10 protein-coding genes and 1 pseudogene are annotated in these 10,930 nt (G+C 63.2%); 10 read left to right on the forward strand and 1 reads right to left on the reverse strand.

All coding sequences use genetic code 11. The features are described 5' to 3' along the window. Positions 1-1,134, reverse strand: a complete 1,134-nt coding sequence (locus tag H0W47_RS17140; protein ID WP_296926585.1) for a helix-turn-helix domain-containing protein — start codon at positions 1,132-1,134, stop codon at positions 1-3. Between the two features lie 203 nt (positions 1,135-1,337). On the opposite strand from H0W47_RS17140, the gene H0W47_RS17145 reads away from it, so the two are divergent. The 10 genes and pseudogenes from H0W47_RS17145 to H0W47_RS17190 all read left to right on the forward strand — a co-directional run. Then, positions 1,338-1,805, forward strand: coding sequence for a (2Fe-2S)-binding protein (locus H0W47_RS17145; protein WP_296926587.1), 468 nt, complete (start codon positions 1,338-1,340; stop codon positions 1,803-1,805). Between the two features lie 78 nt (positions 1,806-1,883). Next, positions 1,884-4,259 carry a xanthine dehydrogenase family protein molybdopterin-binding subunit gene (locus H0W47_RS17150; RefSeq protein WP_296926589.1) on the forward strand — a complete coding sequence of 792 codons (2,376 nt, stop codon included), beginning with the start codon at positions 1,884-1,886 and terminating at the stop codon, positions 4,257-4,259. 23 nt (positions 4,260-4,282) lie between these two features. After that, a complete protein-coding gene (locus H0W47_RS17155) occupies positions 4,283-5,074 on the forward strand; it encodes a xanthine dehydrogenase family protein subunit M (RefSeq protein ID WP_296926591.1) in 792 nt (263 codons plus the stop codon). 142 nt (positions 5,075-5,216) lie between these two features. Continuing rightward, positions 5,217-6,122 carry a MoxR family ATPase gene (locus tag H0W47_RS17160; RefSeq protein WP_296926593.1) on the forward strand — a complete coding sequence of 302 codons (906 nt, stop codon included), beginning with the start codon at positions 5,217-5,219 and terminating at the stop codon, positions 6,120-6,122. A 19-nt stretch (positions 6,123-6,141) separates the two neighbouring features. Then, the gene (locus H0W47_RS17165) at positions 6,142-7,326 is read left to right on the forward strand and encodes a VWA domain-containing protein (protein ID WP_296926594.1); all 1,185 of its coding nucleotides are present in this window, start codon (positions 6,142-6,144) and stop codon (positions 7,324-7,326) included. A 43-nt stretch (positions 7,327-7,369) separates the two neighbouring features. Continuing rightward, entirely contained in the window at positions 7,370-7,960 is a 591-nt protein-coding gene (locus tag H0W47_RS17170) for a carbon monoxide dehydrogenase subunit G (protein ID WP_296926596.1), read from the forward strand. 30 nt (positions 7,961-7,990) lie between these two features. Next, positions 7,991-9,070: an XdhC family protein gene (locus H0W47_RS17175; RefSeq protein ID WP_296926598.1), complete on the forward strand. Its 1,080-nt coding sequence runs from the start codon at positions 7,991-7,993 to the stop codon at positions 9,068-9,070. A 250-nt stretch (positions 9,071-9,320) separates the two neighbouring features. After that, positions 9,321-9,905 carry a hypothetical protein gene (locus H0W47_RS17180; protein WP_296926599.1) on the forward strand — a complete coding sequence of 195 codons (585 nt, stop codon included), beginning with the start codon at positions 9,321-9,323 and terminating at the stop codon, positions 9,903-9,905. A gap of 72 nt (positions 9,906-9,977) precedes the next feature. Next, complete coding sequence (locus H0W47_RS17185; RefSeq protein ID WP_296926601.1) at positions 9,978-10,322, forward strand: cupin domain-containing protein; 345 nt, start codon at positions 9,978-9,980, stop codon at positions 10,320-10,322. A 139-nt stretch (positions 10,323-10,461) separates the two neighbouring features. After that, positions 10,462-10,749: pseudogene (locus H0W47_RS17190) on the forward strand (LysE family transporter); the annotation flags it as partial. Between the last annotated feature and the right edge of the window lie 181 nt (positions 10,750-10,930).

The following is a 10,930-nucleotide window of genomic DNA, read 5'->3' on the forward strand; positions in this document are numbered from 1 at the left end:
TTATTTGGCCTTGCCGCCGAGTCGCCGATAAACCGTCGCGCGGCTGATGCCCAGCGCGCGGGCGGCTTTCATGACGTTGCCTTTGGCTTCGCTCACGGCCTTGCGGATCAGCGCGGTCTCCACGTCCTTGAGCGGCAGTGCTGGCGCAGCAACGCGGCTGCCCAGCCGGCCCGGTGCAGCCGCCTGCCCGCGCAGCAAGGGCAGGGCGTGCAGGCGCAGGCCGGACCACAGCGGCACGTCGATGGCCTGTGGGCCGCCAAGCGTGCCGCTTTTGGCGGCGTCGAACAGCATCTCGTAAGGCATGGCAAACAGCTCGCTGCAGTGCACGGCTGCCGGGCTACCGGCCTGCAGCGCGGCCACCATCTGCCGCGCTGCGGGGTTGGCGCCAGTGACCCAGCCGTCCGGGTCCAGACCGATCAGCCCATCCATGTCGTCGCCCAGGCTTTGGCTGGTCCAATTCAGGCGAATCAGCAGATCGTGCGGCCGGCTCTGGATCAGCGCATTTTCAATGTTGCGCGCCGACTGCACCACCAGGTGTTTGAGTTCGGGGCGTTCTACCGTGTCCACACCGGTCAGGTCCAGCATGCCGGCGCATTGGCCGTCGGGGCCGAACAGCGGGGCGCCGGCGCAGCTGTAGGCCGAATTGGCATTGAAAAAATGCTCGCCACGATGCAGCCAGACCGGTTGCAACTCTGTCAGCGCAGCTCCGATGGCAGTGGTGCCCACGCTGTCCTCGGACAGGTCCACGCCGATGCGGGTGATCAGGTCGGTGCGCCTGTCGCGCCTGTCGATGGCACCATTGACATCGACCACCACGCCCTGTGCGTTGGTCAGGATGGCGAAGTAGCGGGTGCTGGCAATGGCGGCGCCGAGCTTTTCCAGCACCGGGCGCGCGGCCTGCACCAGCACGTGGTTGGCTTCCTCGGTGCGGCGCAGGGCTTGCGGCGACAGCACATCAAAGCCGACGGCCTGGTCGGGCGTCTTTCCGCTGGCCAGGCAGCGCTGCCAGGAGCGTTCTATCCACGGCTCGGCCAGCAGGCCGGACAGGCCCTTGCCATCCTGCAGCACAGCTTGGCGCGCGTGGGCGATCTGCTGCAGGCGTTGGTCGTGTGAAGGGGGAAGAACGGTCAGCATGAGGTTCTCGGGCGGTGGATGCAGCCTACCAGAGCCGGCCACTGCATGCCCGGCGTCGGGAATGGCCGGGAATGTTTCATTTTGAGAATTTCAGAGGGCTTTGGCAAGCTCCTAGGGTTTAACCTAGGCGGGCGTGGGAGGGGCACTTCAACAATGATTTGGTTCATCCGTAGCCAACATACAAGCCATCAGGAGCCACGCCCATGCAAGTTCAGTTCAAAGTCAACGGCAAAGCCAAAAGCGTGGAGACGCCGCCCAACACCTTTCTGGTTCAGGTGCTGCGTGAGCAGCTCCAGATGACCGGCACCCACGTTGGTTGCGACACCGCGCAGTGCGGCGCCTGCACGGTGCTGATGAATGGCCGTGCGGTCAAGTCCTGCAACATTCTGGCGGCCCAGGCAGAGGGCGCCGACATCACTACCATTGAGGGCCTGGCCGCCACTGACGGCACCATGCACCCGATGCAGGCGGCTTTCAAGGAGTGCCACGGCCTGCAATGCGGCTTCTGCACCACCGGCATGGTGATGAGCGCGGTGGATCTGTGCAAATACCACCCCAAGGCCAGCGAAGGCGAAATCCGCGAGCTGCTCGAAGGCAACATCTGCCGCTGCACCGGCTACCAGAACATTGTCAAGGCGGTGCAGCAGGGCGCTGCCGCGATGGGGACCTGAAGCGACCGCAACTGCAAGCCTTCGGCACCGCCATCCCGCGCGCCGCCACCAGAACTTTCCCCTTTCAGGAGTACACACATGGGTGCATCCGATTTTGTCAACTTGCCAAACATTGGCACATCCGTCCGCCGCAAGGAAGACTACCGTTTCCTGACCGGCGGCGGCCAGTACACCGACGACATCACGCTGGCGAACCAGAGCTACGCGGTGTTCGTGCGCTCACCGCACGCCCACGCCAAAATCAACAGCATCAACACCGCTGCCGCTAAAGCCGCGCCCGGTGTGCTCGACGTGTTTGTCGGTGAAGATGTCGCCGCCGACAAGATCAACGGCCTGCCTTGCGGCTGGCTGATCACCTCTACCTCCGGCAACCCGATGAAGGAGCCGCCACATCCCATCCTGGCCCAGGGCAAGGTGCGCTATGTGGGTGATCATGTCGCCATGGTCGTGGCCGAGACGCTGGAGCAAGCCAAAAACGCCGCCGAGCTGGTCGATGTCGATTACGAGGTGTTGAGCGCCGTGGTGCGTGTCACCGATGCGGCCAAAGCCACCGCGCTGCACGAGGCCGCGCCGGACAACCATTGCTACAAATGGGCGATTGGCGACAAGGGCCAAGTCGATGCAGTGTTCGCGACTGCCGCACACGTGACCAAGCTGGCCCTGACCAACAACCGCCTGATCCCCAACGCGATGGAGCCGCGCGCCGTCATCGGCTCCTACAGCCGCGCAACGGACGAATACGTGCTGTATGTGTCCAACCAGAACCCGCACGTCGAACGCCTGCTGCTCACCGCTTTTGTGATGGGCCTGCCCGAACACAAGGTGCGCGTGATTGCGCCCGACGTGGGCGGCGGCTTCGGCTCCAAGATCTATCTGTATGCCGAAGACGTCTGCCTGACCTGGGCCTCGAAAAAGCTCAACCGCAACATCAAATGGACGGCGGACCGCAGCGAGGCTTTTGTCAGCGACGCCCATGGCCGCGACCATTCCAGCCACGCCGAAATGGCGATGGACAAGGACGGCAAGTTCCTGGCGATGCGGGTGCATACCGACGCCAACATGGGCGCGTATCTTTCGACCTTCGCGCCTGCCGTGCCAACCATCCTCTACGCCACCCTGCTGGCCGGCCAGTACACCTGCCCGCAGATTTATGTCGAGGTCGATGCCTGGTTCACCAACACCGCGCCGGTCGATGCCTACCGCGGGGCAGGGCGCCCCGAGGCGACCTATCTGCTGGAGCGGCTGGTCACGCGTGCCGCCTGGGAGCTGGGCCTGGCGCAGGACGAGATCCGCCGGCGCAACTTCGTGAAAGACTTCCCTTACCAGACGCCGGTGGCGCTGCAGTACGACGTCGGCGACTTCCACGCGCTGCTCAAGCGCGGCAACGAACTGGCCGACGTGGCTGGTTTTGAACAACGCAAAACCGCCTCGGCCGCCAAAGGCCTGCTGCGTGGCATCGGCTACTCCTGCTACATCGAGGCCTGCGGCTTGGCGCCCAGCAACATTGCCGGGGCGCTCGGTGCGCGTGCCGGCCTGTTCGAATGCGGCGAGGTGCGGGTGCACCCGACCGGCAGCGTGACGGTGTTCACCGGCTCGCACAGCCACGGCCAGGGGCACGAGACCACCTTTGCGCAGGTGGTGGCCGCGCGCCTGGGCATCTCGGTCGATGCGGTGGACATCGTGCACGGCGACACCGGGCGGGTGCCTTTCGGCATGGGCACTTACGGCTCGCGCTCCATGTCGGTGGGTGGCACGGCCATCATGAAAGCGCTCGACAAGATAGAGACCAAGGCCAAGAAGATCGCGGCCCACCTGATGGAGGCCAGCGATGCCGACGTCGAGTTCGCCAACGGCGAGTTCACCATCAAGGGCACTGACAAAAAAGTGACCTTCGGCCAGGTGGCGCTGACGGCCTACGTGCCGCACAACTACCCGCTCGACAAGCTGGAGCCCGGCCTGAATGAAACCGCGTTTTACGATCCGACCAATTTCACCTTCCCGGCCGGCACCTATATCTGCGAGGTTGAGGTTGACCCCGCAACCGGCGTGGTGCGGGTTGACAGCTTCACGGCGGTGGATGACTTCGGCAACATCATCAACCCGATGATTGTGGAAGGCCAGGTGCACGGCGGGCTGGTGCAGGGCATAGGTCAGGCGCTGCTGGAGAACTGTGTGTATGACCCCGAATCCGGCCAGTTGCTGACCGGCTCTTTCATGGACTACGCCATGCCACGCGCCGACGACATGCCCAACTTCAAGCTGGCCACGCTCTGCACTCCCTGCAGCCACAACCCGCTGGGCGCCAAGGGTTGTGGCGAAGCGGGGGCCATCGGTTCGCCGCCCGCCGTCATTAACGCGGTGCTGGATGCGCTGCGTCCGCTCGGTGTGATCGACTTTGACATGCCCGCATCTTCCAGCCGCGTCTGGGAAGCCATCCTGTCCGCCAAAAAATAAACAGAAGCCAAGGAGAAAACCTCATGTATCCCTTCACCCTGGAACGTCCCGCCTCCCTGGCTGCCGCAGCTCAGCTCACAGCCGACGGCGCCAAAGCCCTGGCCGGCGGCCAGACCCTGCTGGCGTCGATGAAGCTGCGCCTGTCCAGCCCCGATCAGCTGGTTGACCTGAGCGGCATCAAAGAGCTGACCGGCATCAAGCGCGAAGGCAGCAACATCGTCATTGGCGCGATGACGCGCCACCTTGACGTGGCCATCAATGCCGACATCAAATCCGCACTGCCGGCGCTGGCCGACCTGGCCGCCAACATTGGCGACCGTCAGGTGCGCGCCATGGGTACGCTGGGCGGCTCGGTCGCCAACAACGACCCCTCGGCCTGTTACCCCAGTGCCGTGCTGGCGCTGGATGCGACCATCCATACCACCACACGCAAGATTTCCGCCGACGATTTTTTCCTTGGCATGTTTGCCACGGCGCTGGAAGAGGGCGAGTTGATCACAGCCGTCAGTTTCCCGATTCCGAAACGCGCGGCCTACATGAAGTTCAAGCAGCCGGCCTCGCGGTTTGCGCTGGTTGGCGTGTTTGTTGCGCAGTTTGATACGGGTGTGCGGGTAGCCGTCACCGGTGCGTCAAGTGGCGTGTTTCGCCACGCCGGGCTGGAGGCAGCACTCAGCAAGAGTTTCACACCTGAATCGGCGGCGGCTGTGAAGATAGCGGCGACAGACCTGAACAGCGACATCCACGCCACCGCCGCTTACCGCGCAAATTTGATCAGTGTGCAGGCGCAACGCGGCGTCGCGAAGGCGCTGGCCTGACATTGCCCAACCGTTCGGGCGGGGGGCCTGTCGTGGCTGCTGCCTGAACGGATTGAAGCCATTTGTGCCTCCAGCCCATTACGCGCGGGCGCAAGCAGCTATAAAAATTATAGCGTCTGGTGGCAAGCATTAAACTGGACCGATGACACCTTTTCCCACGATTGATGCCCTGATGCAGGCGCTGCAGGGCGCCGGCTATTTTGCTGACCGCCGGCTGGCGACCGCCGTGTTTCTGGCGCTCAGGCTGCAGCGCCCGCTGCTGCTGGAGGGTGAGCCCGGCGTCGGCAAAACCGAGCTGGCCAAGGCGCTGTCGCTGGCGCTGCAGCGGCAGCTGATACGCCTGCAGTGTTACGACGGTCTCGAGCAGCGCGAAGCGCTGTACGAGTGGAACTACGCCGCTCAACTGTTGCACATGCGTGCAGTCGAAGGCCGCAGTGAAGCTGCAGACGTGGAACGCGAGGTTTATCAGGACCGCTACCTGATACGAAGGCCGTTGCTGCAGGCGCTGCAGGCGCCCGCGCCCGGCGCGGTGTTGCTGATTGACGAAGTGGACCGCGCGGACGAGCCCTTCGAGGCCTTTCTGCTGGAGTACCTGGGCGAGTACCAGGTCAGCATTCCCGAGATCGGCACCGTGCGTGCCGCCGTGAACCCGGTGACCATTCTCACGAGCAATCGCACGCGCGAGCTCAATGACGCGGTCAAGCGCCGTTGCCTTTACCACTGGCTGGATTACCCCGACCGCGACCGCGAACTGGCCATCATTCGAGCCCAGGTCCCTGAAGCCGGTGAGCAACTTTCCGCGCAGGTCGCGGCGTTCGTGGACCGCCTGCGCCGCTCTCCATTCGGCAACGCCTTTCAGCGCGCGCCGGGTATTGCAGAAAGTGTCGAGTGGGCCAAAGCCCTGGTTGCACTCGACACGCTGGTAGTGGACCCGGAGGTGGTGGCCGACACGGCCGGCATTCTGTTCAAGCAGCGTGAGGATGTGGCAGCACTCACGCATGCGCTGGCGGTGGAGTTGCTCAAGCCTGAAGAGGCGGCGGCTGAGTGAGCTCGTATGAGGCTAGTTCGTGCTTTTAGGTGATTCAAGAAGCGGCAAGCTCGCCGACAACATTGCCGGCTTTGGCCGCGCCCTGCGCCGCGCCGGCGTCAAGGTGGACAGCCAGCGTATTGGCCTGGCCAAGGAAGCGGCGCTGGCCGTTGGCATCAGCGAGCGGGAAGACCTGGGTGCCGCGTTTGAAGCGGTGATGGTCAGCCGCGAGCAGGACCGCCTTGTGTTCCGCGAGTTGTTCGACATCTATTTTCAGGACCCGAAGGTCGCCAACAAGCTGCTGTCGCAGCTTCTGCCCAGTGCCGAAGGCAAGGCCGAGCCCAGCAAACGCCGGCCGCGCGTGCGTGAGGCGCTGGCGCCGCAAAAGGCTTTTGGCCAGCAGGCCAAACCCGCGACCGAAGACCGGAAGGTCGAGTTTGACGCGGTCATGACAGCCAGCGACATCGAACGTTTGCAACACGCCGACTTCAATGCCTTGTCAGCCACCGAATACCGGCTGGTCGAGCGCCTGGCGCGCGACATCAAATTACCCCTGCCGATGTTTGCCTCGCGCCGCAGCCGCCCCGCCCGCAGCGGCGAGCGCGTGCACTGGCCCGGAGTGATGCATCAGGCCGCGCGTACCGGTGGCGAGTTGATACACCTGCCGAGGCTGGCGCGGCGCGAGCAGGCCCTGCCTTTGCTGGTGCTGGTCGATGTGTCGGGCTCGATGGAGCGTTATGCCAGGCTGCTGCTGGCCTTTTTGCATGCCGCCACACGGCGTCATCCGCAGCGCGACGTATTTGCCTTTGGCATGCACCTGACCGACCTCACGCCGGCCTTTCGCCAGGCCGACACCGATGAAATGCTGGCCCACGCCAGCGCGGCGATCGAAGACTTTGCCGGCGGCACCCAACTGGGTGCTTCGCTGGCCAGCCTGCGCGAGCAGCACGCACGCCGCCTGGTCGGGCGCCGCAGCATTGTCCTGGTCATCAGCGACGGGCTGGACACCGGCGAGCCGGCCGACCTGGCGCGCGAGCTGGGCTGGCTGCGTCGGCGCAGCCGCCGTTTGCTCTGGCTCAATCCGCTGCTGCGTTTTGATGGCTACGCTCCGCTGGCCCGTGGCGCCGCGGTGTTGCATGCCCACGCTCACGGCATGCTGGCGGTGCACAACCTCAGCAAGCTCGAGGAACTCGCGGCCAGCCTCGCGGCTCTGATGAAGAAGTAATTCACGCCCACTGGGCAAATAGCAGGAAAAAAAGGGAAAAACAATGGACATGCAAGGAAGCCGGCAACTGGCCGTGACACAACAACAGGCCTGGGACGCGCTGAATGATCCCGCCGTACTCAAGGCTTGCATACCCGGTTGCGACAAGGTTGAGGCCACCGGCGAGAACCAGTATGCGATTGCGATGGCCCTGAAAATCGGCCCGGTCTCGGCCAAATTCACCGGCAAAATTTCACTCACCGACATCAACCCGCCAGCCCGCTACAGGCTGTTGTTTGACGGGCAGGGCGGCGTGGCCGGGTTCGGCAAAGGCAGCGCCGAAGTGACTTTGACGCCCAATGACGATGGCTGCGAGCTGTCATATACCGTGCACGCTTCGGTCGGCGGCAAGGTGGCGCAACTGGGCCAGCGCCTGATCGACGGCGCGGCCAAGTCCATGGCGGAAGATTTTTTCAAGCGTTTTGACGAAGAAATGCAGCGCCAGCACCCCGACAGTTATGCGGCCAAAATGGTGATGGGTGAGATTGAAACCGGTACGCCACCAATTGCCGCGCCTGCCACAGCGGCGATCCCGCTGTGGGTTTGGGTGGTGGGCGCCGCGGTACTGGCGGTGGCTGTCTGGCTGGGAAGTTGAGCGCCGGGTAAAAGGAAAGAAGGAAGGCAGATGGAAAACCTCGATGTCATGGTGCTGCGGACCTTGCGTGACTGGCGCGCGGCAGGCCAACGCGCCTTGCTGGCCACCGTGGTGCGCACCTGGGGCTCATCGCCACGGCCGGTCGGCTCCATCATGGCGCTGTGTGAAGACGGGGCGGTGGTGGGGTCGGTCTCGGGCGGTTGTATTGAAGACGACCTGATCTACCGCTACACCCAGGCCTATGCGGCAACCGGTTCGGGCGCAGAAAGCAAAACGATTCCGTCCGGCCCGCCCACCTTTGTCAAATACGGCATCACCGCAGACGAGGCGCACCGCTTTGGCCTGCCTTGCGGCGGCACGCTGGAATTGCTGCTGGAATACGATCCCGACGCCACAGCCCTGGCGGAACTGGTCTCGGCCCTGGAGGCCGGGCGCCTGACCAAACGCAGCGTGCGCCTGAGCGACGGCGCGGTGGTGCTGGAGCTGGCCACGGCGCCGGCCGAGCTCAGTGTCTGCGGCACCGAACTGGTCAACACCTTCGGCCCCGAGTACCGCATGTTGCTGATAGGCGCCGGCCAGCTCACCGAATACCTGGCCACCATGGCACTGTTCAGCGGTTTTGCGGTGACCGTGTGCGACCCGCGCGAAGAGTACCGCAGTGCCTGGTCGGTGGCAGGCGCCAAAGTGCTCAGCGACATGCCGGACGATGTGGTCACCGCTTTCAAGCCTGACAGGCGCAGCTGTGTGATCGCGCTTACGCACGACCCCAAGCTCGATGATCTGGCGTTGATGGAGGCGCTTGGCACGGACGCGTTTTATATAGGCGCCATCGGCTCCCGCCGCAACAACGAGACCCGGCACCAGCGCATGGCCGAACACTTCGGCCTGAACCCAGCGACACTGGCGCGCCTGCGCGGCCCCATCGGCATCTACATCGGCAGCAAGACGCCACCCGAGATCGCCGTCAGTGTGATGGCAGAAGTGCTGGCTGTGAAAAATGGCATCGCGCTGCCGCGCGACATGGAAGTGGCGCGTGCAAAAAACGAGCGCGCCGTGCCAGAAAACGACGCTGCGGATCTGGTGTGCGGCGTCGCCCGCACGCCATCCTGAGTCCTTTGCGCTAATTCTTCAGGCGAGATCAGCCTGCAGCCCTTTACCGATTTGCGTATGCAGCTATCAAAAACGTAGCGCCGGCCCACAGCGCTGCCGTCTCGGGTGGTTTGGCGCCCCTGGCTGCTGGCACTGTCTTGGGGTAAGCTTTTGCCCCATATGGCAAATCTCCAGAACCGCAGACCACCTGATTGCGCAGACTGCGATCCTGTTCCGCAGTTTTGCGGCCACACCTGAAACTGGTATCCGCATGGCACTGGACTGGCTCTTTTACTGGATGACCGAACCCCGGGGACTGGCAGCTATCACATTGGCGGTTACTTTGCCCTTCATTCTGTGGCGGCTTGTGCTGGGGAAAACTTTCCGGCCTGTTGGATTCAAACCGCTGGTGGCCGCCTATGCACTGGCAGCCCTTGGCCTGTTGACCGTGAACTTTGCGACCTCTCATATTGAATTCAGTGCCCGGGTTGCCGACAAGCTCCTGCAGGAAGCACAACGCTGGTCCATAGTCCCCGGGTGGACGGTTTACGTGACAGTTATCTCCCTTTTGTATGTCTTGCCGCTCCTTGGTCTGGTCGCGGTACCTGTCTCTGCGCTGCTGCTCAGATTGCGGCGCCTGTCGCTGAAGACCATTGTCCTTGCTGTTCTGGCAAGCTGGCTTACGCTGGCGCTGATCGCCTGGTCCATACCGACCGACGACTGGGATCGCGGCCGCCGCCTGGAGTCTTTGACCCTGTGGCTCACAGAGTTGGCGCCTGGCGTTGTGCTGGTTGCGCTGCCGTTTTTGCTTGGTGTGTATCTGGCATCGCGCAGATACCGCCATGCGCAGACCTGACAAATTGCAGCCCACTTGCCACCAACCCTAAGCTCAGGAGTAGATGTGTCCAAAGTTGTATCTCCCAAAAACATGGCCGCTTCCCTCGTGGAATTGTGGTCTCCCCGTGTGATCGGCGAAGTTGATGACGCCTATATCAAGGTCGCCAAGGTTCACGGCTCGCTAGCGTGGCATGCGCATGAAGACGAAGACGAACTCTTTTTTATTCTCAAGGGTCATCTGCGCATTGAACTCGAAACCGGGGCAGTGGAGCTTGGCGAAGGTGAAATGTTCATCGTCCCCAAAGGCGTCCGTCACAATCCTGTCGCTGACGAGGAGTGCCAGCTCCTGCTCATAGAGCGCAAGTCAACGCTGCACACCGGCACGGTCGCTACCGAAAGGACGCGGTCTCTGGAAGAGCAGTTGCGGCCGGTATGAGGCGAACCTCCCTCGCGAGAAACTTTTTTGGCGCTGGCAAGGGCTTTGTTGCAAGCCTGGCGATTCGGTCAGCGCATTGGTAGCCTCTCACATGCTCGCATCCCTCACCACCATCGCCGTACTGCACTGGGCTGTGTTGATGCTGCCAGGATTCAATTTTCTCCTCATTGGTCAGCTGGCGGCTGCCGGGCAACGCGGAACCGCCATGTCCGCGGTGGCGGGCATGACGGCGGCAACCCTCATGTGGGCCTTGCTCGCGGTGGCGGGTGTTGGCATTGTTTTCACCGCCTACCCTGCAGTACGACAAGCGGCACAGATCGCCGGCGGCCTGTACCTGATATACCTCGCCATCAAGCTCTGGCAGGCTGGCCAGGCGCCGGACCCGGCATTGGCCCAAGTGATGCGGCCGGGTGCTGCATTCCGGGTAGGCTTTGTGACCGGCGCCTTGAACCCGAAGATCGCGCTGTTCTACGGCAGTGTGTTTGAATCGCCCCGGGAATTGAGGAGGCTCCAACCTTTGAGAAGATGGAGCCATGAAGAAATCAAACAAGTTTTCCCCCGAAGTACGCGAACGCGCGGTCCGTATGGTGCAGGAGCACCGAGGCGAG

The sequence above is a fragment of the Polaromonas sp. genome, assembly GCF_013817205.1.
GTDB lineage: Bacteria > Pseudomonadota > Gammaproteobacteria > Burkholderiales > Burkholderiaceae_C > Polaromonas.

Bases quoted from the DNA above. Each gene is read 5' to 3' on its own strand.
- H0W47_RS17140 (WP_296926585.1), bottom strand. From the start codon at position 1,134: ATGCTGACCGTTCTTCCCCCTTCACACGACCAACGCCTGCAGCAGATC.
- H0W47_RS17145 (WP_296926587.1), top strand. From the start codon at position 1,338: ATGCAAGTTCAGTTCAAAGTCAACGGCAAAGCCAAAAGCGTGGAGACG.
- H0W47_RS17150 (WP_296926589.1), top strand. From the start codon at position 1,884: ATGGGTGCATCCGATTTTGTCAACTTGCCAAACATTGGCACATCCGTC.
- H0W47_RS17155 (WP_296926591.1), top strand. From the start codon at position 4,283: ATGTATCCCTTCACCCTGGAACGTCCCGCCTCCCTGGCTGCCGCAGCT.
- H0W47_RS17160 (WP_296926593.1), top strand. From the start codon at position 5,217: ATGACACCTTTTCCCACGATTGATGCCCTGATGCAGGCGCTGCAGGGC.
- H0W47_RS17170 (WP_296926596.1), top strand. From the start codon at position 7,370: ATGGACATGCAAGGAAGCCGGCAACTGGCCGTGACACAACAACAGGCC.
- H0W47_RS17175 (WP_296926598.1), top strand. From the start codon at position 7,991: ATGGAAAACCTCGATGTCATGGTGCTGCGGACCTTGCGTGACTGGCGC.
- H0W47_RS17180 (WP_296926599.1), top strand. From the start codon at position 9,321: ATGGCACTGGACTGGCTCTTTTACTGGATGACCGAACCCCGGGGACTG.
- H0W47_RS17185 (WP_296926601.1), top strand. From the start codon at position 9,978: ATGGCCGCTTCCCTCGTGGAATTGTGGTCTCCCCGTGTGATCGGCGAA.